Raw genomic sequence first — 24,417 nt, 5'->3', positions numbered from 1 at the left:
CACTGATGCGCTTTCGGTAATCGGATTTTACGGTCGCCTCCGTCTGGCGATCAGGAGATAACTTTCTGTTGAGCGGGAAATTGAGGGGAACGGCCGGGATAGTTTATTCGAATATCGGCCGACTGCGCTGCCGTGAGCATACCATGAGCGAGCAACCCGACGAGCGATCGAACTCCGTACCGGAGGCGACCGACAGCTATCCATCGACGTCCCGCCGGCGAGTGCTGCAAGCCGCTGCGGCCGCCGGTGGCGTCGCCGGTTTCAGTGGCCTCGGCCTCGCACAGGACACGCAATCGTTCGAACTCGGCGGTGAATCGAGCGGGTGGGTCGGCCGGTCACCCTCGGCCATCGAGGGCGAGACGAACCCGACCCTTCAGTTGCAGGAGGGGACGACGTACGAGATTACCTGGGAGAACGTCGACGGCGCGCCCCACAACATCGCGATCCTCGACTCGGAAGGGACCGAACTCGAGGCCACCGAGATCATCACCGAGGAGGGAGCGACCCAGACCCTCGAGTTCGAGGCGACGAGCGAGATGGCCGAGTACTACTGTGCGGTTCATCCCGCCTCGATGCGTGGGACCCTCGAGATCGGCGGTGGCGGCGGTGCGAACGGGGGAGGGACCGAAGGCGCACAGCCGTTCTTCCAGCCGGGAACGGAGGTCGGCGTTCAGACGATCGCGGAGGGGATGACCGCACCGACGGACTTCGCGGTCGCGGACGAGGACCAGAGCCGGTACTTCGTCACCGACCAGACCGGTCAGGTCCGCGTCGTCACCGACGACGGACTGCGGGAAGAGCCGTTCCTCGACGTGAGCGATCGGATGGTCGAACTCGGCACGTTCCAGGGCGACTACGCCGATCCGAATCAGGGGTACGACGAGCGCGGCCTGTTGGGACTGGACTTCCATCCGGAGTTCGCTGACAACGGGCGCGTTTTCGTTCACTACAGCGCGCCGCCGAACGACGAGACCCCACAGGGGTGGAGTCACGTCGAGGTCGTCTCGGAGTTTCAGGCGACCGACGATCTGAGCCAGGTCGATCCCGAATCCGAGCAGGTACTGATGGAGTTCCAGAAGCCACAGTACAACCACGACGGCGGCCCGATGGCGTTCGGCCCGGACGGCTACCTCTACGTTCCGATGGGCGACGGCGGCGGTGCGAACGATAACATGGAGGGTCACGTCGACGACTGGTACGACCAGAACGGCGGCGGGAACGGACAGGACGTCAGCGAGAATCTGCTCGGCAGCGTCCTCCGCATCGACGTGGACGCCGAGGGAGGGGACCGACCGTACGGGATCCCCGACGACAACCCGCTGGCCGATTCCGAGAACGCCCTCCCCGAACACTACGCGTGGGGCTTCCGGAACCCGTTCGGGATCTCGTTCGACAGCGACGGTCGGTTGTTCGTCGCCGACGCCGGACAGAACCTCTTCGAGGAGGCGAACATCGTCGAGTCGGGCGGCAACTACGGCTGGAACGTCAAGGAAGGAACCCACTGTTTCAGCACGGAGAACCCCGGCGATCCGCCCGAAGACTGCCCGGATACGGCCCCGAACGAGCCGCCGTACGACGGTCAGGAGCTGCAGGATCCGATCGTCGAGTACCCCCACATCTATCAGGGAGAAGTCGTCGGTATCGTGATCGTCGGCGGTCACGTCTACGAGGCCGATCAGGTCGAGGGCCTACAGGGCAAGTACATCTTTGGAGACTGGACGGCCGATCCGAAACGACAGTCCCCGCAGGGACGGATCTTCGCGGCGGCCGAGCCTAGCGGCGGAATGGGACAGACGGGCGGTAATCAAACCGAAGGCGTCAGCCCCGATGCAGCGGGCGCTCCGGAGAACGCCACCGAGGACACGCAGAACGAATCGATCGGCGGTAACGAGACCGGTGGCGGTACGAACGAGACGGCCGGCGGAAACGGTATCGAAGACGAAGGCTTCGATAACGAGACCAACGCGACTGCCGGAGACGGTGCAGCGGGTGCCGGCGGTGACGGCCAAGAGCAGGTCGTCCCGCGCGACGAACTCTGGGAGATGGAAGAACTCCAGATCGCGGGCACCGAAGACGGGTCGTTCCCCTACTTCGTCCGTATGTTCGGCCAGGACTCCGACGGCAACGTCTACGTGCTCGCCAATCAGCGCGGCGTCCCCGAGGGCGATACGGGCGTCGTCATGCAGATCGTGCCGCCCGGGGAGGGCGACTCCCTCTCGATGCCCGACGGTGCCGCTGGCGGCAACGAGACCGACGCCGGCGGAAATCAGACAGCTGGGATGAACGAAACCGATGGCGGAAACGCCACGGTCGGCAATGAGTCCGACGGGAACGTGACTGGAAACGAAACAACCGGCAACGCGACTGGCAACGAGTCCGACGGCAACGCGACGGACGACGCGTAGCGACACCTCGAGGTCGCCGTCGCGGCCGGTTCGACGGCGTTCGCTGCGGATCGATCGCTCGTCGCTCGCCGGGCCGGCCTTGATGACGGCCCGTCACGAACGCTCGGCCATGAGTACCGATTCCACGACCGGAACGGTCGTCGCACAGGGGGCCGACGTACCGGTGCTGGGGCTCGGCACCGCACGCGTGACCGGTGACGACTGCCGGCGGGCCGTCGAAACCGCGCTATCGATCGGCTACCGTCACGTCTACACCGCCCAGATGTACGACAACGAGGCCCCAGTCGGCCGGGCCATCGCCGAGAGCGGGATCGACCGCGAGGACGTCTTCGTCGTGACGAAGGTCCATCCGAGCAACGCCGCTCCCGCGGACGTGCGCGAATCGACCCAGCGGAGCCTCGAGCGCCTCGAACTACGGACCGTCGATCTCCTCCTCTTGCACGCCCCGAGCGACCGGGCACCGCTCGAGAGGACGATCGCTGCGATGAACGGCCTCCAGCACGACGGACTGGTCGAGCACATCGGAGTCAGCAACTTCGGCGTCGACGGCCTCGAGGCGGCGATGGGTCACTCCGAGACGCCGATCGTTACGAACCAGGTGAAATACCACCCTTACCACCAGCCCGACGACATCGTCGACTACTGCATCGAGAACGAGATTCTTCTAACGGCGTACAGCCCGCTTGCCGAGGGGAGCGTCGTCGGCGACGACCGGCTCGAAGCGATCGGCGAGGAGTACGGCAAGTCGGCGGCGCAGGTGACGTTGCGGTGGCTCCTCCAGCACCCCTACGTCGCGGCGATCCCGAAAGCCTCGAGCCGAGAGCACATCGAGGCGAACGCGGATATTTTCGACTTCGAGCTCACCGACGACGAAATGCGGACAGTGTTCGAACTCGACGGCGGGCCGTCGGAACGAGTGGCCGACCACCTCGGCCTGTAGGACCCGTCAGTGAGGAGCGACTCGAGCGAAAACCCGACGAAAAATCACAACAGTAACGCCGCCGGTCCGAGGAGTACAGCCCGATGCACTTCGACCACGCCGGCATCGCGATCGACGACGCACAGGACTTCGCGGAACTGTACGGTGACCTCTTCGGACTCGAGGTCGCCCACGAGGAGGAGTTCGACGGCATGCGCGTCGTCTTCCTCGACTGCGGCGACGGCTACTTCGAACTGCTCGAGCCCCTCGAGGACGACGGGACGATCGCCCGCTACCTCGAGGACAACGGCGCTGGTATCCACCACCTCGCGCTCGCGACCGACGACATCGAGGCCGCTCTCGAGACGGTCCGCGACCACGACGTGACGCTGATCGACGAGGAGCCGCGGCCGGGCGCGTGGGGGCATTCGGTCGCGTTCCTGCATCCGAAAGACACCGGCGGTATCCTGATCGAACTGGTCGAACACTGAGCCTGTAGCCGACGGCTCAACCGCTCGTTCGCTCCGTTTCCGCCCCGTCCGGCGGATACTCGGCCGTCGCGACCCGTCGCCTCCCGCCGCCTGACTCGTGGCGGACGACGACGTGACCGGGATAGCGCCCCTCGAGTTCGAGCCGCGCTTCGTAGTCGACGACGCCGAGGCAGTCGGCGCAACTGGCGGCCGACTGCTCGCCGCTGGCGACGGTGATCTCGAGAGCGTCGCGGCGTTCGTCGTGGGTCGCTTCGGCGATCGACGGCTCGTAACACGGCGTCGGCGTCGTGATGGAACCGTCGACGATCACCGCCTCGTCCTCGAAGGCGACGGTCGCGTCGTCGTCATCGGCCTCGTCCGCGCAGTTCTGCTCGAGGGTCTCGATCGATCGCTCCGCGACCCGGAATTCGGGACAGGCGATCGATTTCGAGACCGACTTCGTCCCGGTTCCGTTCTCGCGAAGCGTGACGGTCGTCGACGAGCGCGTACAATCGAGTGGGTCGCGATCGATTCCGACGGTCGCACTCGACGTGCCACCCTGACGGTCCGCCGTCACGGAGACCGTGTACGTGCGCGGCTCGGCGAGGACGATTTCGAGCGACCGGCCTGCGGAAACGGTGAACTCCCGCGCGAGCAGTTCCTCGTCCTCGTCGGTCGTGACCTCGACCGACACCGTTCGTTCCGTGCCGCTCTCGTTTCGGAGGACGAGTTCGTGGGGCGGATGCGCGGCCGGAAACGGAACTGCGTCGAGATCGCCGACGACGATCGTTCGCGGCGAGTAGTCGTCACGCTCGGTCGCGGCGTCGTCGGAACTCGAGGCGTCGACCCCGGTTCTGGAGCTGTCGAATCCCGATCCGACGCAGCCGGCCAGTCCACAGAGCGCGCCGGTCGTGCCGGCGAGTAGGGTGCGCCGTTGCATACAGGCGACCACGACGATGTGACATAAACACCTTTGTCAGGCACGCTAACCCATCGTTTCGCGCGATTGTCGAAACACGTGACACACGCATATGTCGTGGCCGTACTGAATCGGTCGCTTCCGTACCCACGGCGTTGGCTCTTGCAGCGACAGACAGAGCGCGGTAGCAGCGCGCGTCGAGTGAGCGAGCGGGCCGACGACCGACCCGGAGAGCGCGGTGCGAAGCACCGTGGAAGGGCGAACGGTCGAAGGCCGTGAGCCGAGCGCGGCTTGCCGCGCGGAGGGGAGGGAGGAGTGTTTTTACTCAACAGTTTGCCGAGCGACGGAGCGAAGCGATGGAGTGCAGAGCAAACTGTTGTCAGCCGAAGTTCTCGATCAGCGCGTCGTCGGGATCGCCGCCGTCGGCCTCGATCGCCTCGGCGACGGCCGTGACGAAGTCGTCGAAGCCGAACGCGTACAACTGACCCGCCTCGCGGTGGTCAGCGACCGCCTCGGCCAGTTCGTCGTCAGCCTCCTCCTCGAGGAGAACGACCGTCGCACCGGCCTCCTCGAGCGCCTCGAGCCGATCGGTGTGGGCGGGTTCGGCGGCCTGATAGAGCACCGTCGCGTCGTGGCCCGCTTCGTGGGCCGCCTCGGCGATGGCGACCGCCGCGCCGACGCCCGGGCCGCCGGCGACCGCGACCACGTCCCCCTCGCCGTCGTAGGTGATTCGACCGAACGGTCCCTCGACGTGGACCGTATCGCCGGCCTCGAGGGCGGCGAGCCACGGCGAGAGGTCGCCGTCGGGGTCGATCCCGACCGTGAGTTCGAACGTCTCGCCGACCGACGGCGAGGAGAGCGTGTAGTGGCGGGCGAGCTCCTCGTCGTCGGGCTCGGCCCGGAGTAAGACGAACTGTCCCGGCAGGGCGTCGAACCCCGCGGGCGTCTCGAACTCGAGCGCGACGGTATCGGGACCGACGTCGGTGACCGATGCGACGGTGACTGGCGTCCCATCCATGTCGAACGGGTTCGACTGCGGGTTGAAAAGGCGTTCCGTTCCGTCGCGGTCGTGAACCGGTCGCAGTTTCCGACGCTCGTCCCGAAAGCGATCGAGCAGTACCTGGCCACTCTCACACTGTTTCTGGTTTCTTCACCTCGTTAACCGACTGGGCCGGAATTTGTAACGATTAATGCGAACTGACCCCTCCTACCGAACATATCACCCGCTGTTGCGGTTGTCCGGTTGGGGTTTCAGAAGCCTTTTCATTTGTGGGGGGTAAGGCTCAGGATAACATGGCTGAGGATCTCAACTGGGCGATCGGAGGCGAGGCCGGCGACGGTATCGACTCCACGGGTAAAATCTTCGCTCAGGCACTTTCCCGAGCCGGACGGCACGTATTCACGTCGAAAGACTTCGCGTCCCGGATCCGCGGCGGCTACACTGCCTACAAGATTCGCACGTCGGTCGACCGCGTACAAAGCGTCGTCGACCGTCTGGACATCTTGGTCGCACTCACCCAGCGGACCATCGACGAGAATCTCGACGAACTCCACGAAGGGAGTGCCATCATCTACGACGGCGAACGCTCCTGGGAGGCCGAGATCCCCGACGAGATGACCGCAGTCGACGTCCCCCTGAAGTCGCTGGCCGAAGACGCCGGCGGCGCGATCATGCGCAACATCGTCGCGCTCGGTGCCGCGTGTAAAATCACCGGCTTCGACGTCGCGTACCTGGACGAGGCTTTAGAGAAGCGCTTCGGTGGGAAGGGCTCGAAGATCGTCGAGAACAACAAGGAGGCAGCCCGTCTCGGTCAGGAGTACGTCGAGGAGAACTACGATCTCGAGCACCTCGGCTACAACATCGACGTGACCGACAACGATTACGTTCTGCTCAACGGCAACGAAGCGATCGGCATGGGTGCGATCGCCGCTGGTTGCCGGTTCTACGCCGGATACCCCATCACGCCCGCGACGTCCATCATGGAGTACCTGACCGGCCGTATCGAGGACTACGGCGGTCACGTCGTGCAGGCAGAGGACGAGTTGTCCGCGATCAATATGGCACTCGGGGCCGCCCGGTCAGGTGCCAGAGCCATGACCGCGACGTCGGGTGCCGGGATCGACCTGATGACCGAGACGTTCGGTCTGGTCGCGACCAGCGAGACGCCGCTCGTCATCACCGACGTCCAGCGGTCGGGCCCCTCGACGGGGATGCCGACGAAACAGGAACAGGGCGACCTTAACATGGCGCTGTACGGCGGCCACGGCGAGGTGCCGCGGTTCGTCGTCACCCCGACGTCGATCGACGAGTGCTTCTGGAAGACCATCGAGGCGTTCAACCTCGCCGAGAAGTACCAGACGCCGGTCTTCCTCGTCTCCGATCTGGCGATGTCGGTCACCGAGCAGACGTTCGAACCCGAGACGTTCGACATGGACGCGGTCGAGATCGACCGCGGCAAACTCGTCGACGAGGACGAGGTCGACGAGTGGCTCGACTCGCAGGGCCGATTCCGAGCCCACGCCGCCACCGAAGACGGCGTCAGCCCCCGCGCCATTCCCGGCACGACCGACGCCGCCCACATGTCCACCGGCCTCGAGCACGACGAACTCGGCCGCCGGACAGAGGAGGAAGACGAGCGCGTCCAGCAGGTCGACAAGCGCAACCGCAAGGTCGAGACCGCACAGAACGAGGAAGAGTGGGACTACCGCGAGTTCGGCGACGAGGACGCCGACAACCTCGTCATCTCGTGGGGCTCGAACGAGGGCGCGCTCGTCGAGGCCCTCGAGTACCTCCGGGAAGACGGCATCGACGTCCGCGTCATCTCGGTTCCCTACATCTTCCCGCGGCCGGATCTGACCGAAGAGATCGAGGCCGCAGACGACACGATCGTCGTCGAATGTAACGCGAACGGACAGTTCGCCGACGTGATCGAACACGACGTGCTGACTCGCGTGAAGCGCATCAACAAGTACACGGGCGTGCGATTCAAGGCCGACGAACTCGCAGAACAGATCACCGAGCGATTCTCCGAGGAGGTACCAGCATAATGAGCTCCGACGTACGATTCACCGACTTCAAATCCGACAAGCAGCCGACGTGGTGTCCCGGGTGCGGCGACTTCGGGACGATGAACGGCATGATGAAAGCCCTGGCCGAGACCGGCAACGACCCCGACAACACGTTCGTGGTCGCCGGGATCGGTTGTTCCGGCAAGATCGGGACCTACATGCACAGCTACGCCCTCCACGGGGTCCACGGCCGTGCGCTCCCGGTCGGGACCGGCGTCAAAATGGCTCGGCCCGACATCGAAGTAATGGTCGCCGGCGGGGACGGTGACGGCTACTCGATCGGTGCAGGTCACTTCGTCCACGCCGTTCGCCGGAACGTCGACATGTCCTACGTCGTCATGGACAACCGCATCTACGGACTGACGAAGGGGCAGGCGTCGCCGACCTCGCGGTCGGACTTCGAGACCTCGACGACCCCCGAAGGGCCGAAACAGCCGCCGGTCAACCCGCTGGCCCTCGCGATGGCCTCCGGCGCGTCCTTCATTGCCCAGTCGTTCGCCTCCGACGCGTTGCGCCACCAAGAAATCGTCCAGGAAGCCATCGAACACGACGGCTTCGGCTTCGTCAACGTCTTCAGCCCCTGCGTCACGTTCAACGACGTCGACACCTACGATTACTTCCGCGACAACCTCGTCGACCTGCAGGAAGACGAGAACCACGATCCGAACGACTACGAGGCCGCCAAGGAGGTCATCCTCGACAGCGAGAAGGAGTATCAGGGCGTCATGTATCAGGACGAAAACTCCGTGCCGTACCACGAACAGCACGGCGTCACCGAGGACATGTCCGACATTCCGGACGGCGCACCCGAGGACGCGATGGATCTCGTCCGCGAGTTCTACTGACGTCTCGGCCGTTCGCTTTCGTTTACTCGTGGCTCGTCGCCAATCGACTGACAGCCACCTCTGACCGACGGAACCGTCCGTTCATCGTTCATCTGAACCGACCGCTCGTCGTTCCGTCAAACTCGTTCGAAAACAGCGCTCTCCCGTCAGAACTCGCGACCGTCAGCCCTCGTACGGATGCTGGACTGACTCCATCAGCACCTCCGCGTTCGCCGACTCCTCGGTGAGCATCTTCGGATAGAGGCCGATCAGGACGAGCAGATCGCCGTCGTGGTCGAACGACGTGAGCTTGATTTCGATATCGATCGTCTGGCCCTCGAGTTCGGATTTGCCGATGAAGGTGTCGACCGTGCGCTCGTCGCCGAGAACGCCCAGTGGAAACGACTCTTCGTGTTCGATATCTTCGATCGCACCCTGTTCGGACTCGATCTGGCTCATGAACCGATCGAGCAACTCCTTGTTCGACATATCGTCGATCGGGTTTACCGACTTTCCGGCGACCTCCATCCCGGGAACCGAAACGGCGGCGAAGGCCGCCCCTTCACGCTTTTGGCCCGCGTATTCGACCTTCTTGGTGTAGGCCGAGGCCCAGATCGAGGCACTGACGTCGCGCTCGACGCCTCCGGGGAGCTCGACCGTCCGCTCGAGTTTCTCTTCGCGGACTTCCTGTTTCTGGTAGCCGGTCTCCTCGAGCGCCCCGTCTGTCGGTGCGGCACGATCGGAGTCGAATTTCAGCGGCCCGTTTCCGAGGACGAAGTCGAGGCAACCGGCCGTCAGCGCGAGCGAGCCAGTTGCACCCGCGGCGAGTACCGAGCGGCGAGAGTAAGTCATTACCCGTGAGGTTCGTCAGGACCATCATATTAGTTGTGGCTCTGTTCACCGTGTTCTCAGCGAAGTTTACTCCCCCGATAGGCGTGTCAAGACCCCAAAATTCCGCCGACGGAATTGGGAGCCATCGCCTGTGGAATATCATATCTAAAAGATTGTCCAGATAGTGTCATCAACCACACCACTTACCGACGTTGGCCTCTATGCCCATAGCATGGTATCCGTCGATCGCGTGCTTGAGCTGCTGGCCGACCAACGACGCCGCTACGCGCTGTATTGCCTCGAGGATCGCGACGAGCCTATCAGCGTCGACGAACTCGCGGCCGCGATCGCTCGGATGGAGCGAAACAGCGACGAGATACTCGACGACCACCGTAACCGAATCGAACTCCTCCTCCAGCACACTCATTTGCCGATGGCCGAACAAACCGAGTTCGTCGAGTACGATCCGGCCGCCTCGACGGTCCAGCTCACCGCCGAACCGCCCGTGCTCGAGGAATTGCTGACGGTCGCGGAAACGGTCGAGGAGCCGCTGTAGACGACGGTCGAGGGAGCGAAGAATCTGCCGGGTCAGGCTGTCGTCGTCTCGTTCGCGTCGCGTTCGGCTTCGGACTCGGCTGCGGTATCGGCCTCGAGAACGGACTCGACGGACCGAACCATGTCGTCGACGGACCCGACGCCGAGTTTTTCCCACTGTTTCTCGCCCTGGCTGTCGATGGCGATCGTGACGGGGTAGCCGATGACGTTGTACTGGGCCGCGAGATCCGAGTTATCGTCGTAGCCGACGTACCAGTTGCCGCTGTGAGCTCGCCACCACGCGCGGAGTTCGTCTTTCGGCATCGTACCGAACGACTGGTAGGTCAGCGAGAGGAACGTCAGCGAATCGCCGCGGTCGTCGACGAGCCGCGAGCGCGCCTCGGCGAGGTGGGGCATGTGCGCCTGGCACTGGCCACAGCCGGTGACGAAGAACATGGCGACCGTCACGCCGTCGTTCGGGACGGTGAGCGTCCCGGCCTCGCTGCCGCGGGCGTCGATCGTCTCGACCTCGAGTGGCCACTCCGATTCTTCGCCGTCCGTAGACGCTTCGGGACCGTCACCGAACGAGGGGACGCCGCCGAGGACGACACCTGCTGCGCCGCCGAAGACGCCGAGGCTCCCGACGCCGGCCAACAGTTCACGACGCCTCATCGCCGACCCACCCCGTCGGGACTCGTTCGGACGGTCCGACCGAACTCGAGCCCTCGCCGTCCGTACTGGCGACCAACCATAGGTGACAGTTGGGGCGCTAGATACAAATGGTTCACTGGTCCGCGAGTCGAACCGGTCGTGTCGATCCGTGAGCGGAAGGTGGGGTACGAATAAGGTGCCACCGGCCGTCGTCTCCCCCGTGAGCGACGACCGCGAACGGTGGAACGAGCGATACAGCCACCAGGACGACCCCGGCCGAGCCGTCGAGCCGATTCCGCAACTCGAGCGGCGCGCCGACACGCTTCCGGACGGCCGCGCTCTCGACGTCGCCACCGGGACGGGAGACAACGCGATCTTCCTCGCCGAGCGCGGCTACGACGTCGATGCCGTGGACATCTCCGACGAGGCCATCGAGACGGCGCGAGCGCGGGCCGAGGACCGCGGCGTCGACGTCGACTGGATCCGCGCGGATCTGGCCGACTTCGATCCCGGCCGCCGGCGATACGATCTCGTCACCGTCCGATATTTCGCTGCCCTCGAGTATCTCCCCGATCTCAAAGCGGCGCTCGCGCCGGACGGCGTGCTGGTGTACGAGCATCATCTTCGCTCGAGCGATCCGGTGGCGGGGCCCTCGAGCGACCGCCATCGCTACCGGTCGAACGACTTACTACGAGCGTGTCTGGATCTGACCGTTCTCTCCTACGAGGAACGCCGCCGGCCGGTCGACGACGGTGACGACGCTGGCGACGAGAACGCCGTCGCGGTCGCGACGCTGGTCGCGCGGCGTTCGAGCGGCGGTAGCCAATCGTACCCCTTCCAGTGACCGGCCACGGCCGTCAGAACGGCTGATCCTCGAGCGTCTCACTCGTGTTTCCGCCACCACCGTCAGCCGTCCTCTCGGACCCGCGCTCCGTGAGCGCGCGTTCGACGGCGGTGACGATGGTACTCCGTGCGGTCCCCGACTGGTCGCGCCAGCGAACCTCGCCGGTGCCGTCGATCGTCATCGTCGTCGGATAGCCGGAAATCTCGTAGAACTCGTGGCAGGTGCCGTCCCGATCGCGACCGAGCGGCCAGTTCCCCCCGTTTTCGTCGAACCAGGCCCGTAACTCGCCGTCCGACGGATCGGGGCCGCTGGTGCCGTCGACGATCGAGAGGAATCCGGCGTCCGACTCGTCGCCGTCGATAGCGTACCCCGAATCCTCGAGCGTGGCTTTCGCTTCGGCGAGCGTCGAGAGGTGCGCCCGACTGGTCGGACACTGCGTCCGGGTGAAGTTGAGAAGCATCGTCCGTCCGGACTGGGGGACGCGGACGGTACTGGCCGTGCTGCCGGTCGCGTCGATCGTCGCGATCTCGAACGGCAGCGACGGCTGGCTCTCGGTGCCATCGGTGCGGTTCTCGGAGCCGCTGTCGAGACAGCCGCCGAGCGCTGTCATCCCGGCGGTGGCAGCGAGGAGCGCACGGCGGTTCATCGACGTCCCGGTTCGGTCGTCGACCGCAGTGTACCGCATGATCCGCGCCACTGCTTCGTCCTCGCTTCCGCTATGCCCCGCGCTCGAGGGTCGGTCATACCGATCCAGTCGTTTGCCAGACGGATAGTCTCTCGTCCCAACGAGTCCACAGGATCGCCGCAACCGCCGTGTAGTCTCCGACGCTCCGTCGACGCTGCCTGCGTGTCTGGACCGCCGCCGGCCCATCTCGCCTGTCACTGCAACCGGGGCCGTCGAGCGGACTGTCACCGTGTGGTGCCCAGTCCCGCCGGGCGCAGTCGAGCAGGGGTAGTCGGCCGTGACGGTCGACGGCTCGTGCGATACTCGCGTCCTACCCATCGTCGAGAGTCGCCTCGACGGTCTCGATCTCCGTCGCAGTCAGTCCGTAGCAGTCGTAGACTAGCTCGTCGATCCGCCGATCGATCGCTTCGATCCGGGTCTCGAGCTCCGCCGCATCGGTTTTCGTCTCGCGGTAGCGCTCGAGTCCGTCGCGAACGTCGTCGACGACGGGGACTGTGAGGGCTCGAAGCCGGTCCAGCAGCGAGATCGTTTTCGTAGCAGTCTCGCGGACGCCCGCGAAGCCGCCGGCTTCGTCGACGGCGACGGGAACGAAGGCCTCGAGCAGGTCGCCCTCGGTTTTCGTAAGGTCCGAGAGCCGGAGGGCCGGCGTGGGATCGGTCTCGGTGTATCCCCACCGATCGGTCTCGCGGTCGCCGTCGGCCGGTTTGTACCGAGCAGTCGCGTCGATACGAACAGTGTCGGGAGCGACGCAATCGACGGAAGCACGTCCGAGCCGGAGACCCGCCAGTTCGTCGCCGGTCGTTCGAAGCGTCGAGTCCGGCGGGGCTACCGAATCACACGTGCCGATCTCCGAGAGTGAATCGCCGTCCCGATACCGTCCCAACTGCGTTCGGAGGTCGACTGTCAGCCCGCGCCGCTCGCGAGTCAGGCTGATCCGCTCGGCGACGAGGTCGTCGAACTCGGGAGCGTCCGGAACGGCGATCGGATACGACTCGAACGTCGCCTGATTGATCTGGGGGAACACGGTGCGATAGGCAGCGTGCGTTACCTCGTGATAGTACTCGAGCAGCGACGAATTGAGGACGCCCAGCAGCCGGCGGAGATCCGCTTCCGAGCCGTCCGTGCGGATGTTGTACGCCGATTTGATCGTGATCCGATCGTTCGAATCCAGCGCGCCGATCGGCTTCGAGGCCGTCTGCCGGAAGACGAGCTTCGGGCTCCGGTAGTTCCTCAGATCTTTCTCGATCTCGTCGGCCGGAACGTACCGCGTCTCCGTGTCGTCGAATCCGTACGGCACGACGGCCGAACCCGGGACGATCGCTCGCAGTCCACCACGATCGTCCGTCTCGGCGAGGAACTCGGCTCGTTTGCTTATCTCTTCTCCGCGAGAGATATCGACGCGCTCGCCGAGTGACGAAAACCGGTCCAGCTTCCGAAGGACCGAGCGCACGTGACGATCAAGGTGCACCAAGAAGCGACACGCATCCTGTTCTCGAAAGGCTGACTGCGGGATTTCCGCGTAGTCGACCGTCCGAACGGTCGCCTCTCCCTCGAGAGCGGCGCACTTCGTCTTCCCCTCGTCGGCACCGGTCACGACGACCGCCGCACCGTTCTCGACGCCCTCGAACGCGGTGCCGAGGTGAAGCAGGGTCGTGAGACAGGTGGTATCGAGCAGATACCGACGGAGGTGGACGTTCTGCTCCCGCGCGAGTATCGCGTCGGGAACGACGATTCCGATACGGCCCGCGGCGGCGAGGCGGACGAACCGCTCACAAAAGGCGACGTAGAGGTCGAACTGCTGACGCGTCGCGGTGTATCGCTCCTCGAGATACGCCCGCAGGGATCGGTCCATCGATGCGCTGATATCGGCCCGACCCGCGGTCGCCACCCACGGCGGATTGCCGAGCACCGCGTCGAATCCGGCGTCCGGTTGCGGTCGCCCTCGTTCGTCGAGGAACACTTCGGGGAACTCGAGATCCCAGTGGAAGAACCCCCGCTCGTTGCTCATCGACCGTGCGGCCCGAAACCAGTCGGTGGCCCGAAGGTCGGCCCACGCTTCGTCGTCGTCGATCGCGTGCGCCAGTCGCTCTAGAGCGTCGTCCGGGAGTTCGAGGCCGAATCGACTCGCCGTCCGAACGTTCGCCAGTTCGATCCGCCGGCCCAGAGACGGCGACTCGTCGCACCTCGCCGCGATCACTCCCGAACGAGCCGTCGACGCGTCGGAGCCGACCAGTGCATTTCCCACCTCGAGGTGCTGGTCGAGGCCGGTCAGCGGCTGCCCAGTCGCCAGCGTCTCGAGCCACAGCGAGGCCGTCGCGAGTTCGACGGCCAGTTCGTCCCGATCGACGCCGTACAGACAGGATGCGGCGATGTCGTGGCGTACTCGTGGCTCGCCGAGCGCCGTCTCCTCTCCGGTTTCGTGCGCCGCGTCCAGCACCCGCGCGACGAGAAAGTCGAGCGTCCGCGCGAGGAAACGGCCGCTCCCCATCGCCGGATCCAGGATCCGCAGCGCCGTCACCCGCCGGTGGAGCGCGGTCAGGTACTCGCCGGTCCCCGGCTCGAGCCCGTCCGACTCGAGGTCGTCCTCGATGCCGTCGACGAGCGGCCCGACCGTTTCCTCGACGACGTAGTCCACCACGTCTTGGGGCGTGTAGTAGGTCCCCGTCGTCTTTCGCTCGTCGTCGTCGACGACGACGAGTTCGCCCGCCGATCCGATCCGAAACCGGTGATCGAGCAACGTCTCGTAGGCACTTCCGAGCTGGCAGGTCTCGACTGCCGCAAAATCGACCGGTTCGGTCCGTCCGTCGTCGGTCTCGATAGTCGAGAGCCGATGGATGGCTGCGGCGAGATATCGGTCGGCAACCGCGTCGTCAGTGGAGAGATCGTCGTTCGCCGTGTCGAACAACTCGCCGTCGTACGGTGGCACACCGAGCGATTCGTCCCCGTCGTCGAGCAGTCGGAACAGCGCCTCGAGCCGCCGCCATATCGCCGTCGACCGCTCGTCAGCGGCGTCCGCGAACCCCCCGTCGGCCGCATCGCGCTCCCCGCGGCTCTCGATTCGGAGTTCCTCGAGGGAGACGACCGCCTCGGCCGCCGAGACCGCGTTGCCGTCTCCGTCGGCCGCCATCGCGTCGTCACCGGCCCGAACCGTGAGGCCACGGGAGTGGGCGACGAAGGCGACCAGCAGTCGGAGCACGAGAACGGTCGATCGCTCCTCGAGTGCTGCGAGCGAGTCGTCGTCGCTCGGGTCGCCGTCGGCCGCTTCGGCGAAGCCGCGACCGAGCAGTCGCCACGCCGCCAGAACGGGTTCCTCGAGGTCCGCACCGCGATCCATGCTATCAGAACCGTCGAATTGCCGCGGCAAGAAACCACTGGTCGAACGGGGTCGGATCTATCAGAGACGGTCTGTTGAATATAGAGGCTGTCTTCGCACTCAAACGCCGGTAATTCCTCGGGTGTTCAGTGGACGAATAGATCTGTCGGGCGATGGCCGATACACCCGGTTTTGACGACTGGCGTAAACGTTTGGGAGTCCCTGTTATCGACCACAGAGCTATCCGGCTGGAGAGCCAAAATCCCAGAATGGCAGACGATAAGAGCGGTCGAGAGAAGCAAGCACGAGACGCTGAGAGACGCCAGCAAGAACGTGAAATCGCCACTGAACTGGAGCGCGGCGACGAAGCAGAGCCACCGGTGGATGCGGAGGAACTCACCGATTTCGAGGAGAGACTCGAAAAGTTGACATTCCCGGCGACGGGTACCGAGGTCGTCGCGGCAGTCGGCGATCGCGAGATCGAATCGACCGAAGGGAGCTACAGTATCGAGGAATTGGTCCCGGAGACAGACGAGGAAACGTTCGACTCTCCGGCTGCCATCCGGGTGCAGGTACAGCGGCCGACAGTCGCCGCGGCCATGAAACGTGTCGTGGAAGCCAGCGAGACGCTTCGGAATACGGATTTCAGTTGGACACAGCGCAACGCTTACCAGAAGACCTTCCAGGAACTCAAAGCGATCGACGCCGATGACGACGATGAAGGAATCCGAGTCATCAGCGACTGGATCGTCGAGCGAATCCGCGACGAAGAAACGCTCCCGACGTCCCGGGCGGTACGCCGAGAAGCGGCGAAGTTCTGTCGGACGAACGGATACCAAGTCCGAAACGACGAGTGGCTCGGGATATAGACCCACGATCACGGGCGACTGTGGCAACGATTGCTGTCAAGCTCCAAGCGCGACTGATACGCGCCGTGTATTTAGCACGACTCTGTTAACATTCCCGCCAGTTGATGGGTGTGGTCCCGTTAGGTTCGCAGACCTACTGAACGGCTGGTTCATTAGATTGGGCGTGAAACAAACGAAATCGTCGTGCTGAACTCATCCCCCATATTCAGCACGGTGCTTGTATCAACTGCTGAGGATTCCGTCAGAGCTATCGAAATGGGTGCCGTCGATCGGTTACGCCGAAGTCGCTACGTTTTTCGTCACCGCTCGCTCACTCGAGACCGAGATCCGTGCCATCCCTCATCGTCACAGTGCTCGCCGGCAGTCTCTTCGGGCTCGCCCTCGCGGCCCCGCCAGGACCGATGAACGCGATCATCGCCGAGGAGAGCGTCGTCCGCGGCTGGACGGCGGGCTTCCGGGCCGGCCTCGGCGCGATGCTCGCGGACGCGATCTTCTTCGTCCTCACACTGGCGGGCATCGTCGCCGTGATCGACCGCCTCTCCGCCGTTCGACCGGCGCTCTATCTCGCCGGGGGCTGTCTCATGCTGTACTTCGCGGTCGGCGCGTTCGAGGAAGCCAGAACCGCCACGTCGTTTACCGACGGCGGCCGGGACGCGACCACAGGGTTTCGGAAGACGCTCGTCCTCTCGCTGACCAACCCCTATCAGATCGGGTTCTGGCTCACGGTCGGCGTCGGTCTCCTCGAGCCGGGAACGCTCGACGTCCTCGCGCACGCGCCGGCCGTCGGCGAGGCGCTCGCGGGAACGGTCGTCGTCCAGACCGGCTCGCCGGCGCTGCTGGTCGGCTTCTTCGCCGGCATCGCGTGCTGGATCGTCGTCTATCCCGCGGCACTGGCCGCGGCCGGGCGTCGCGTCGACGCCTTTGCACCGGTGGTCGCCGCTCTGAGCGCCGCCGTCCTCGTCGGCTTCGGCCTGCTCTTTCTGGCGATGGGGACGCTTCGGATCGTCTGAGGGGGTCAACACCGAAGCAGTTCGAACGGACTGTCGTTCGAACGCGCGTCCCGGCTCTCGTCGCCGTCGGTGGACTGATTGCCGGTCTCACCGCCGGATCGGTCGCTTCCGGTCTCGCCCACGCCGACGTTCTCGAGCATCGGCAACTGGAAGTCGAACCCCTGGACGAGGTCGAACGATCCGACGGGATCCGAGAGGAGATCGAGGAAGCCGTCACCGACGTACTGGATCCCGGCGACGACCTCGATGATCGAGTTGCCGTTGGTCGAGCCGATGAGTTCGGCACCGATTGACCAGCCGGAACCGGTCAGCATCGCGGCGTGCATCCGAATCCAGATGTTGGTTCAGTTTTCCGCGCCGATGGTGAATTCTGTTCCAGATCCCGTGAAACACGTCGTGACTCGCTGTTCGGGCGCGTCGCTGGCGGCACTCGAGTTGCTTTCGTTCTGTGTCTGCGACCCCGCAGTCGCCGTCGCGACCGGAGCGAGGACGAGAAGAACTGTACAGCAGATCGCGACCGCAACGAGCGTCGGCCGACGGGCGCGTTCCATTACTACCGTCTCGAGACCACACTGCTATGAACGCACTGGCCGTTCGATAGCGGTGATTCGAGCGCCACCTATCGGTCACTCGAGCGTCGACAAGCAGTGAGCGTGCGGCGCGGTCGTTCGAGAAGGGTCTATCGACGCGTCGCCACCGCCCCCGCGTCGATGGGATCGGTAGCTCGTCGACGCCGAACCGCCGACGACTTACTCGCCTAGGGCTGCGATCTCGTCCTCGAGCCACTCGCTGAACCACTTGACGCGTTTCAAGCGCTGGTGGGCGATGCTCTCGGCGGTATCGCTCTGAACGCGCGCGGCGGCGTCGTAGCCGCGCTCGAGGACCCGTTCGACCATCTCCTCGGCGTCCATGTGCGTCCGGGCCTCGTAACCCATGCGCAACAGCATCAGGGCCGTACCGTTGGCACCGATCTTGTCGAGGAGGTCGGCCTCGATGAGACACTGTGTCTCCAGCGCAAGGTCAGTCAGATCGCCCTGATAGGAGTGGTGTTCGACGGCGCGACACACCTGCTGGACGAACGATTCGGGGTACTCCCCGCGGGATTCGAGGTACTCGCGGGCGACGCGCGCGCCGGCCTCGGCGTGGAGTTCCTGATCGGTCTCGAGTTTGGCGACGTCGTGGAAGAGGGCGGCGACGCGGGTCACGTCGACGTCCGCACCTTCTTTTTCGGCGATCTCGGTCGCGAGGTCGACGACGTTGAGGATGTGGTTGTGCCGGTACTCGGCGGAGTGCCAGGGGTACCAGCGCATGCGACCGCCTTCCTCTTCCTTCTCGACGCTGGCCGAGAGGTACTCGAAGACGAACCCTTTCATCGCCTCGAATTCGGCGTCGGACACCCTGGTCTCTTTTATTTCAACGCCCACGATAGATCCCTCCGCAGCAGACGAACGATAGTCATTACCGGAATGTTCGGTCGTTTCGTTCTTTAGCCTTTGGTTCGGCACGGTTTCGCTGAGAGGGGACTGTACTGATATTATGACACTCCGATGACTGACGGCTCGATCGCGCGTTGTGGCGGTATCACCGGAGTCCGCGAACGAGCGATCCGAGCAGTGCACCCGCCGGCGGAATCACGACGCTAACGACGAGTACCTGCCCCATCGCGAGATACGTATCGAGGACGCCAGCCGCCGCGATCCACCCGCCAAAGGTGAGTACGGACAACAGGCCGAATCCGAGACCGGCGAGGACGCCGCGCCGAATCGAGGGCTGTGGCAGCGCCACGACCGCCCCACCGACGACGAACCCTAGCCAGTGGACCCACGCGAACGCGAGTCCAAAGACGACTCCACCAGCGACCAGTAGCCACCGGCGTCGATCGTCAGTTCGAGCCTCGTCGAGCCACGCACCGATCGAACTCATTCGTCACCCTCCGTGAACTGGACGGCAGTGGTATCCGGTGCCGCAAGCGGGATCGGTTTGTACTCCCCGTCAGCCCACTGCCGTAGCTGGTCGGCATAGTGGTCGGAGAACGGCGAGCCATCGTTGCCACCCGGGAACGCGCCCTGGGATGGGCCGCGTGACTTGTCCATCGGACAGATCTGTCGCCAGCTACTCCCGGCTTCGCTCTCCTTCCGGAAATTGTCGAGCGACGCCGCCGAGCCGTCGGTCGCATAGCGCGGATAGTTCAGCCACTCCCGGTCGAAGGGATGGTCGATCGCTGTCGTGTTGTAATCACCGAAGGTCTCCCATCCGTTCTCCTCGAGTTCCCTGGCGGTGCGGTCGAGCGCTTCGGCGATTGCAGCGCTCCGACCGCCGGGGAACCACGGCGAGTCCGGCGGGAGCGTGATGAGGACCCAGTCGTTGCCGTAGTACTCCTCAGGGTCACGTCGACTATCCAGTTCCTCCGCCAGTCGTGACTGGAAGACGACGTCGCGATAGTGAGGGAGAAACCGTGCGAAGACGAGGGCGGCCCGCGAGCTCCGGTCCATCCGATACTCCCACTCCTCGAGATCTGCGAGTAGGTCCGCTGTCGCGCCGTCGACGGCATCCGCTCCTTCCTTTATCATCGTGGGGACGAACATCGCCGCCCGTTCGTCGTGGGTATCGCGCTGGAGGTCGCGCATAAACTCCCGGGTGACCGGTCGATCACTTTCAACGCGATCGTCCAGCCGGTTCCGGAGCCGGATTCCTCGGAAGGGCGTGGAATAGGCTTCCGCGAAGTAGTATGGGTAGTCGGCGTCGTCGACGATGCGCTGATTCGCCGTCCCGATGTAGTCTGGATCGACGATGTGGGGCATCTCCTCGTACGGAACGAACCCGTCCCAGGTGGATTCGCCGTACGGGACAAACCCCGGCCACTCGCCCTCCTGATCGGAGCCGTCGAACACCCGGTTCCCGGGGACGGGTTCGCCGTCCGTCTGCCGGACCGGTACCTTCCCCGTGACGCGATAGAGCGTATTGCCGTCGCGGTCGGCGTACACGAAATTCTGGGTTGGAATATCGAATCGTCGGAGTGCGTCCTGTACGTCGGCAATCCCGCCGCTCCGCCCGAGCTCGAGGACCGCTTCGCTCGTCCGGGTGGCCGTCAACCCGACCCAGGAGACGGCGACCTGACTCCGGAGCTCGTCGCCGTCGCTTTCGGTTCCGAGGACGGGACCGTGGACGGTCTTCCTGACCGTGACCTCGCGGTCTCGCCCGTCAGCGACCTCGATCGTACGTTGCTCCTCGTCGAACTCCTGGAACTCCTCCCCGTAGCGGTAGCGGCCGTCCTGCGTCTCGTACTCGTAGAAGTCGATGGTATCGGCACCGGCGTTGGTGAGTCCCCACGCGCCCGACTCGTTCTCGCCGATGACGACGAAGGGGATGCCGGGGAATGTAACCCCTCTGGTGTGCGTTTCGGGGCCCTCGAGATGCATCTCGTACCAGACCGGCGGCGCCATCAGCGTCAGATGCGGGTCGTTCGCCACGATCGGCGAGCCCGAACGCGTGTGATCGCCCGAGACGACCCACGAGTTCGATCCGACGTCGGGCGGGGACTCGAACGTCGAAACCCATCGTGTCAGCTCGGGGTCGAACCGTCGCTGGCCGATCGATGCGTCCGGCCCACCGTTCTCGGATGAGTCATCGTTGTGGTCGAGAATAGTCGCGTCGTGGTCGAGTCGGTCAGGAAAAAGCGTCTCGGCGGTATCCGTCCCCATCTCGGCCGCGACCGTCTCCTTGCGCAGGGTTCGGAAGCTGCCGGTCAGTCCCCAGGCGATCTGTATCGATGCGAGTAACGTGTCGACCGGTTGCCAGGGTTCGGGCTCGTACTCCAGAAGGTCGAACTCCTGTGGAAGCGGCCGATCGAGGTGTCGGTTGATGCCCGCAGCGAACGCCGCTGTGAGTTGGCCGGATTCGGAGTCCCGGACGAGATTCCAGCTGGCAGCCGCCGCGCCGGCAAAATCCATCTTCACGTGGAACCGATCGGAGGGAAGCGCACGGTCACCGACGATGGCCGAGAGCTGACCGCGCATCTGCCGGCGCTGGAGATCCATCTGGAACAGTCGGTCGGCCCCCTGAGCGTAGCCGGCAGCGAAGTAGAGCGCTTCTTCCGAGTCGGCCTCGACGTGTGGGACGCCGTCGTCGTCGTAGCTGAGTGTCGCCGATCCGTACGGGCTCTCCACCTGCTCCGGGAGGTCGTCGGCGACGGTATCCCAGACCGTACCACTAAACGGCGCGAAGCGATCGAGATAGCCTCGCAGTGGTGTGGCGGTTGCACCCACCATACCGCCACCGAGAATGGCAGCGAGAACGCCGCGTCGTGTCCGTTCTCGAGCGGTAAACTGTTCCCCGATTGTTCGTTTATCATCTCTATCCATGCCACGTGGTTACGTTGTCCGGGCAAAGAAGTTGTGGTTTGACAACAACACACACGGAGGGAATCTGACCGACGAGACGGCGGTCGGTACTGACTCCGACCACTCTCGACGGGGAGCATCAACGACATCAAATAACACAACCATTTTCCGTTAAAGTCAAACAGTCGGCTCGGGTACGTGCCCGTATGAGCAGCGAACAGGAAGCGGAATCCATCCGATGTCTCGTCGCCAAAGTCGGCCTCGACGGTCACGACCGGGGTGCCCACGTCATCGCGCGTGCGTTCCGCGACGCCGGCTTCGAAGTCATCTACTCCGGGCTTCACAAATCGCCGGACGAGATCGTCCAGGCCGCCGTTCAGGAGGACGTCGACGTCCTCGGTATCTCCATTCTCTCGGGCGCTCACGACACCCTCGTCCCGAAGATCATGGACGGGCTCGAGGAGTACGGCGCGAAAGAGGACACGCTCGTCCTCGCCGGCGGCGTCATCCCCGACGAGGACCGCGAGGGACTCAAAGACGAGGGCGTCGCGGCGATCTTCGGCCCCGGGACGTCGATCGAAGAGACCATCGACTTCGTCCGCGAGAACGTGCCCCAGCGATGAGCATGGACGCCGCCGACGAATCGCTGCTCGAGGAGCTGCTGGCGGGGGAACACCGCGCGCTCGCCCGGGTCATCTCGAAGATCGAGAACCGGTCGCCGGGCTACCGCGATCTCGTGTCGGAGCTCTACGCGCACACGGGCAACGCCGACGTGATCGGTATCACCGGTTCGCCGGGTGCGGGGAAGTCGACGCTGGTCGACAAGCTCGCGGAGACCTACCGAGATCGCGGGGAGACGGTGGGCGTCATCGCGATCGACCCCTCGTCGCCGTTTACCGGCGGAGCCGTCCTCGGCGATCGAATTCGAATGGCCTCCACCGTCGGCGACATGGACGTCTTCGTCCGCTCGATGAGCGCCCGCGGCACGCTCGGCGGGCTCTCGACGGCGACCGCGGACGCGGTCAAGGCCATGGACGCCTTCGGGAAAGACAAGATCATCATCGAGACCGTCGGTGCCGGGCAAAACGAGATCGACATCGTTCGGACGGCGGACAGCGTCGCCGTCCTCGTCCCGCCGGGTTCGGGCGACGACATCCAGACGCTGAAAGCCGGTATCCTCGAGATCGCCGATATCTTCGTCGTCAACAAGGCCGACCGCGACGGCGCAGACCGGACCGTCCAGGAACTCCGTGACATGGTCCAGCTCGGCAACGAGAGCGGCCCCGCCGGTGGCGGCGGACACCACAGTCAGGAGGTCATCGACGCCCACGACGACTGGGACGGCGAGCCGGACGACGACGGCGCGGCCGACGAGGGCTGGACGCCGCCGATCGTCGAGACCGTCGCCATCCACGGCACCGGCGTCGACGAGTTCATCGACGAACTCGCGGCGCATCGGGACTACCTCGTCGACTCCGGCGAACACGCCGAGCAGGTACGCACGCGCTACGCCGAGGAGATCCGCACGCTGCTTCGCGAGGACCTCCACGCCGTGCTCGAGGACGAACTCGCCGCCGCCGGCGGGATCGACGACCTCGCCGAGGCCGTCCGACAGGGCGAGACCGACCCATACTCGATTGCCAGCGACGTGCTCGAGCCCGTCGAAGCATGTCTGGAGGACCTCGAGACCGACGCGGACGCGAGTCCCCGTCGGGAGTAATCACCGCCCCGCCGTTCGCAGCACGTTTTGAACCCGAACCCGAGGTCTAAGACCGTTGCCGTCCAACGTCCCCGTATGAAAGTCCGAACAGTCCTCGGTGCAGCGCTCGGAACCGTCGGCGGGGCCATCGTCGGCAACCGCCTCCTGAAACGGCGCGCCGGCGGCCTCGAGAACCCCCTCCCCGGAATCGAACGAACCTATCGCTGGCGGGGGATCGAGACGAATTACACCGTCGCCGGCGATCCGAACGATCCCGACATGCTCCTGCTCCACGGGATTTACGCGGGTGCGAGCAGCAACGAGTTCGCGCCGATCGTGGAGCAACTGGCAGAGGACTACCACGTCTACGCGGTCGACCTCCCGGGTTTCGCCCGCTCGGAGCGGCCGCCGCTTGTATACTCGGCTTCCCTCTATTCCGAGTTCATTCGCGATTTCACCGGCGAGATCACCGACGAGCCGATCATCGTGGCGTCCTCGCTGACCGGTTCGTTCGCGGTCGACGCCGCCGACGAGACCGACGTGGAGCGGTTGGTGTTGATCTGCCCGACCGAGGAGACGAGCGACGCGCGGCCGTGGGTCCGCACCCTCCTGCGGACGCCGATCGTCGGGACCACGCTGTACAATCTGCTCGCGAGCAAGCCGTCGATCCGGTACTTCTACGACCGCGACGGCTACTACGACTCCGATCGTATCGATTCCGACGAGGTTCAGTACGCCTGGGACAGCGCCCACCAGCCCGGGTCGCGCTACGCCCCCGCCTCGTTCGCTGCGGGCACGCTCGATCCCGAGTTCGACCTCGCGACGGAACTGGCGGGCCTCGAGACGCCGACCACGCTCGTCTGGGGTCGCGACGCCGACCTCGTCCCACTCCGGGAGGGTCGTGACCTCGCGGAGGCGGCGGACCTCGATCTGGTCGTCATCGACTACGCGACCCAGTTGCCCCACGCCGAACACCCCGCCAAGTTCGTCGAGTACCTGAGCGCGGAGCTCCCACGGGCCGATACCGGCGACTGA

The 24,417-nt window shown here is 64.9% G+C and carries 23 protein-coding genes; 12 read left to right on the top strand and 11 right to left on the bottom strand.

Translation table 11 applies throughout. The annotated features are described in order from the left end of the window. Window positions 1-143: 143 nt before the first annotated feature. From NDO75_RS23240 to mce, 3 genes are all read left to right on the top strand, one after another. Window positions 144-2,405 carry a PQQ-dependent sugar dehydrogenase gene (locus NDO75_RS23240; RefSeq protein WP_310909013.1) on the top strand — a complete coding sequence of 754 codons (2,262 nt, stop codon included), beginning with the start codon at window positions 144-146 and terminating at the stop codon, window positions 2,403-2,405. A gap of 109 nt (window positions 2,406-2,514) precedes the next feature. After that, window positions 2,515-3,345, top strand: coding sequence for an aldo/keto reductase (locus NDO75_RS23235; RefSeq protein ID WP_310909012.1), 831 nt, complete (start codon window positions 2,515-2,517; stop codon window positions 3,343-3,345). An 83-nt stretch (window positions 3,346-3,428) separates the two neighbouring features. Continuing rightward, window positions 3,429-3,815: a methylmalonyl-CoA epimerase gene (gene mce, locus NDO75_RS23230; protein ID WP_310909011.1), complete on the top strand. Its 387-nt coding sequence runs from the start codon at window positions 3,429-3,431 to the stop codon at window positions 3,813-3,815. 16 nt (window positions 3,816-3,831) lie between these two features. Here mce and NDO75_RS23225 read toward each other — a convergent pair whose 3' ends face one another. Further along, window positions 3,832-4,734, bottom strand: a complete 903-nt coding sequence (locus tag NDO75_RS23225; RefSeq protein ID WP_310909010.1) for a hypothetical protein — start codon at window positions 4,732-4,734, stop codon at window positions 3,832-3,834. A gap of 358 nt (window positions 4,735-5,092) precedes the next feature. Next, window positions 5,093-5,731 carry an FAD-dependent oxidoreductase gene (locus NDO75_RS23220; RefSeq protein ID WP_310909009.1) on the bottom strand — a complete coding sequence of 213 codons (639 nt, stop codon included), beginning with the start codon at window positions 5,729-5,731 and terminating at the stop codon, window positions 5,093-5,095. Window positions 5,732-6,006: 275 nt separating this feature from the next. Between NDO75_RS23220 and NDO75_RS23215 the strand changes: the two genes are divergently transcribed. Next, window positions 6,007-7,761 (top strand): 2-oxoacid:acceptor oxidoreductase subunit alpha, encoded by a 1,755-nt coding sequence (locus NDO75_RS23215; RefSeq protein ID WP_310909008.1) that lies wholly within the window; start codon window positions 6,007-6,009, stop codon window positions 7,759-7,761. Next, complete coding sequence (locus tag NDO75_RS23210) at window positions 7,761-8,627, top strand: 2-oxoacid:ferredoxin oxidoreductase subunit beta (RefSeq protein ID WP_310909007.1); 867 nt, start codon at window positions 7,761-7,763, stop codon at window positions 8,625-8,627. The genes NDO75_RS23215 and NDO75_RS23210 overlap by 1 nt, the downstream gene beginning before the upstream one ends. 162 nt (window positions 8,628-8,789) lie before the next feature. On the opposite strand, the gene NDO75_RS23205 is transcribed toward NDO75_RS23210, so the two are convergent. Next, window positions 8,790-9,458: a DUF6517 family protein gene (locus tag NDO75_RS23205; RefSeq protein ID WP_310909006.1), complete on the bottom strand. Its 669-nt coding sequence runs from the start codon at window positions 9,456-9,458 to the stop codon at window positions 8,790-8,792. Between the two features lie 211 nt (window positions 9,459-9,669). Between NDO75_RS23205 and NDO75_RS23200 the strand changes: the two genes are divergently transcribed. Then, window positions 9,670-9,993 carry a hypothetical protein gene (locus NDO75_RS23200; protein WP_310909005.1) on the top strand — a complete coding sequence of 108 codons (324 nt, stop codon included), beginning with the start codon at window positions 9,670-9,672 and terminating at the stop codon, window positions 9,991-9,993. Window positions 9,994-10,025: 32 nt separating this feature from the next. Here NDO75_RS23200 and NDO75_RS23195 read toward each other — a convergent pair whose 3' ends face one another. Next, window positions 10,026-10,643 (bottom strand): TlpA disulfide reductase family protein, encoded by a 618-nt coding sequence (locus NDO75_RS23195; RefSeq protein ID WP_310909004.1) that lies wholly within the window; start codon window positions 10,641-10,643, stop codon window positions 10,026-10,028. Window positions 10,644-10,842: 199 nt separating this feature from the next. Here NDO75_RS23195 and NDO75_RS23190 point away from each other — a divergent pair, with 199 nt between their 5' ends. Then, window positions 10,843-11,466 (top strand): methyltransferase domain-containing protein, encoded by a 624-nt coding sequence (locus tag NDO75_RS23190; RefSeq protein ID WP_310909003.1) that lies wholly within the window; start codon window positions 10,843-10,845, stop codon window positions 11,464-11,466. A gap of 13 nt (window positions 11,467-11,479) precedes the next feature. Here NDO75_RS23190 and NDO75_RS23185 read toward each other — a convergent pair whose 3' ends face one another. After that, on the bottom strand, window positions 11,480-12,469 hold the full coding sequence (locus NDO75_RS23185; RefSeq protein WP_310909002.1) for a TlpA disulfide reductase family protein: 990 nt from the start codon (window positions 12,467-12,469) through the stop codon (window positions 11,480-11,482). Beyond that, window positions 12,462-15,485 (bottom strand): N-6 DNA methylase, encoded by a 3,024-nt coding sequence (locus tag NDO75_RS23180; RefSeq protein WP_310909001.1) that lies wholly within the window; start codon window positions 15,483-15,485, stop codon window positions 12,462-12,464. The genes NDO75_RS23185 and NDO75_RS23180 overlap by 8 nt, the downstream gene beginning before the upstream one ends. A 248-nt stretch (window positions 15,486-15,733) precedes the next feature. Here NDO75_RS23180 and NDO75_RS23175 point away from each other — a divergent pair, with 248 nt between their 5' ends. Continuing rightward, window positions 15,734-16,333, top strand: coding sequence for a hypothetical protein (locus NDO75_RS23175; protein WP_310909000.1), 600 nt, complete (start codon window positions 15,734-15,736; stop codon window positions 16,331-16,333). 329 nt (window positions 16,334-16,662) lie between these two features. After that, window positions 16,663-17,343, top strand: a complete 681-nt coding sequence (locus NDO75_RS23170; RefSeq protein WP_310908999.1) for a LysE family transporter — start codon at window positions 16,663-16,665, stop codon at window positions 17,341-17,343. A gap of 5 nt (window positions 17,344-17,348) precedes the next feature. On the opposite strand, the gene NDO75_RS23165 is transcribed toward NDO75_RS23170, so the two are convergent. The 5 genes from NDO75_RS23165 to NDO75_RS23145 all read right to left on the bottom strand — a co-directional run bounded on the left by NDO75_RS23165 (window position 17,349) and on the right by NDO75_RS23145 (window position 21,611). Beyond that, window positions 17,349-17,657, bottom strand: coding sequence for a hypothetical protein (locus tag NDO75_RS23165; RefSeq protein WP_310908998.1), 309 nt, complete (start codon window positions 17,655-17,657; stop codon window positions 17,349-17,351). 30 nt (window positions 17,658-17,687) lie between these two features. Next, window positions 17,688-17,894 carry a hypothetical protein gene (locus NDO75_RS23160; protein WP_310908997.1) on the bottom strand — a complete coding sequence of 69 codons (207 nt, stop codon included), beginning with the start codon at window positions 17,892-17,894 and terminating at the stop codon, window positions 17,688-17,690. A gap of 198 nt (window positions 17,895-18,092) precedes the next feature. Next, the gene (locus NDO75_RS23155; RefSeq protein WP_310908996.1) at window positions 18,093-18,767 is read right to left on the bottom strand and encodes an HD domain-containing protein; all 675 of its coding nucleotides are present in this window, start codon (window positions 18,765-18,767) and stop codon (window positions 18,093-18,095) included. A gap of 157 nt (window positions 18,768-18,924) precedes the next feature. After that, the gene (locus NDO75_RS23150; RefSeq protein ID WP_310908995.1) at window positions 18,925-19,266 is read right to left on the bottom strand and encodes a hypothetical protein; all 342 of its coding nucleotides are present in this window, start codon (window positions 19,264-19,266) and stop codon (window positions 18,925-18,927) included. Continuing rightward, on the bottom strand, window positions 19,263-21,611 hold the full coding sequence (locus NDO75_RS23145) for a penicillin acylase family protein (protein ID WP_310908994.1): 2,349 nt from the start codon (window positions 21,609-21,611) through the stop codon (window positions 19,263-19,265). Before NDO75_RS23145 ends, NDO75_RS23150 begins: the two co-directional genes overlap by 4 nt. Window positions 21,612-21,889: 278 nt before the next feature. On the opposite strand from NDO75_RS23145, the gene NDO75_RS23140 reads away from it, so the two are divergent. The 3 genes from NDO75_RS23140 (at window position 21,890) to NDO75_RS23130 (ending at window position 24,417) form a co-directional block, all read left to right on the top strand. After that, complete coding sequence (locus tag NDO75_RS23140; RefSeq protein WP_310908993.1) at window positions 21,890-22,306, top strand: cobalamin B12-binding domain-containing protein; 417 nt, start codon at window positions 21,890-21,892, stop codon at window positions 22,304-22,306. Beyond that, window positions 22,303-23,403, top strand: a complete 1,101-nt coding sequence (gene meaB / locus NDO75_RS23135; RefSeq protein WP_310908992.1) for a methylmalonyl Co-A mutase-associated GTPase MeaB — start codon at window positions 22,303-22,305, stop codon at window positions 23,401-23,403. Before NDO75_RS23140 ends, meaB begins: the two co-directional genes overlap by 4 nt. A gap of 75 nt (window positions 23,404-23,478) precedes the next feature. Then, window positions 23,479-24,417 (top strand): alpha/beta hydrolase, encoded by a 939-nt coding sequence (locus NDO75_RS23130; protein ID WP_310908991.1) that lies wholly within the window; start codon window positions 23,479-23,481, stop codon window positions 24,415-24,417.

It is taken from the genome of Natrinema sp. 1APR25-10V2 (assembly GCF_031626495.1).
Lineage (GTDB): Archaea > Halobacteriota > Halobacteria > Halobacteriales > Natrialbaceae > Natrinema.
The sequence above is the reverse complement of the archived record's forward strand: the minus strand, read 5'-3'. Positions and strand labels throughout refer to the sequence as shown.

What these genes read in the sequence shown, in the direction of transcription:
- NDO75_RS23240 (WP_310909013.1), top strand. Translation starts at nt 144, where the DNA reads ATGAGCGAGCAACCCGACGAGCGATCGAACTCCGTACCGGAGGCGACC.
- NDO75_RS23235 (WP_310909012.1), top strand. Translation starts at nt 2,515, where the DNA reads ATGAGTACCGATTCCACGACCGGAACGGTCGTCGCACAGGGGGCCGAC.
- mce (WP_310909011.1), top strand. Translation starts at nt 3,429, where the DNA reads ATGCACTTCGACCACGCCGGCATCGCGATCGACGACGCACAGGACTTC.
- NDO75_RS23225 (WP_310909010.1), bottom strand. Translation starts at nt 4,734, where the DNA reads ATGCAACGGCGCACCCTACTCGCCGGCACGACCGGCGCGCTCTGTGGA.
- NDO75_RS23220 (WP_310909009.1), bottom strand. Translation starts at nt 5,731, where the DNA reads ATGGATGGGACGCCAGTCACCGTCGCATCGGTCACCGACGTCGGTCCC.
- NDO75_RS23215 (WP_310909008.1), top strand. Translation starts at nt 6,007, where the DNA reads ATGGCTGAGGATCTCAACTGGGCGATCGGAGGCGAGGCCGGCGACGGT.
- NDO75_RS23210 (WP_310909007.1), top strand. Translation starts at nt 7,761, where the DNA reads ATGAGCTCCGACGTACGATTCACCGACTTCAAATCCGACAAGCAGCCG.
- NDO75_RS23205 (WP_310909006.1), bottom strand. Translation starts at nt 9,458, where the DNA reads ATGACTTACTCTCGCCGCTCGGTACTCGCCGCGGGTGCAACTGGCTCG.
- NDO75_RS23200 (WP_310909005.1), top strand. Translation starts at nt 9,670, where the DNA reads ATGGTATCCGTCGATCGCGTGCTTGAGCTGCTGGCCGACCAACGACGC.
- NDO75_RS23195 (WP_310909004.1), bottom strand. Translation starts at nt 10,643, where the DNA reads ATGAGGCGTCGTGAACTGTTGGCCGGCGTCGGGAGCCTCGGCGTCTTC.
- NDO75_RS23185 (WP_310909002.1), bottom strand. Translation starts at nt 12,469, where the DNA reads ATGGGTAGGACGCGAGTATCGCACGAGCCGTCGACCGTCACGGCCGAC.
- NDO75_RS23180 (WP_310909001.1), bottom strand. Translation starts at nt 15,485, where the DNA reads ATGGATCGCGGTGCGGACCTCGAGGAACCCGTTCTGGCGGCGTGGCGA.
- NDO75_RS23175 (WP_310909000.1), top strand. Translation starts at nt 15,734, where the DNA reads ATGGCAGACGATAAGAGCGGTCGAGAGAAGCAAGCACGAGACGCTGAG.
- NDO75_RS23165 (WP_310908998.1), bottom strand. Translation starts at nt 17,657, where the DNA reads ATGCTGACCGGTTCCGGCTGGTCAATCGGTGCCGAACTCATCGGCTCG.
- NDO75_RS23160 (WP_310908997.1), bottom strand. Translation starts at nt 17,894, where the DNA reads ATGGAACGCGCCCGTCGGCCGACGCTCGTTGCGGTCGCGATCTGCTGT.
- NDO75_RS23150 (WP_310908995.1), bottom strand. Translation starts at nt 19,266, where the DNA reads ATGAGTTCGATCGGTGCGTGGCTCGACGAGGCTCGAACTGACGATCGA.
- NDO75_RS23145 (WP_310908994.1), bottom strand. Translation starts at nt 21,611, where the DNA reads ATGGTGGGTGCAACCGCCACACCACTGCGAGGCTATCTCGATCGCTTC.
- NDO75_RS23140 (WP_310908993.1), top strand. Translation starts at nt 21,890, where the DNA reads ATGAGCAGCGAACAGGAAGCGGAATCCATCCGATGTCTCGTCGCCAAA.
- meaB (WP_310908992.1), top strand. Translation starts at nt 22,303, where the DNA reads ATGAGCATGGACGCCGCCGACGAATCGCTGCTCGAGGAGCTGCTGGCG.
- NDO75_RS23130 (WP_310908991.1), top strand. Translation starts at nt 23,479, where the DNA reads ATGAAAGTCCGAACAGTCCTCGGTGCAGCGCTCGGAACCGTCGGCGGG.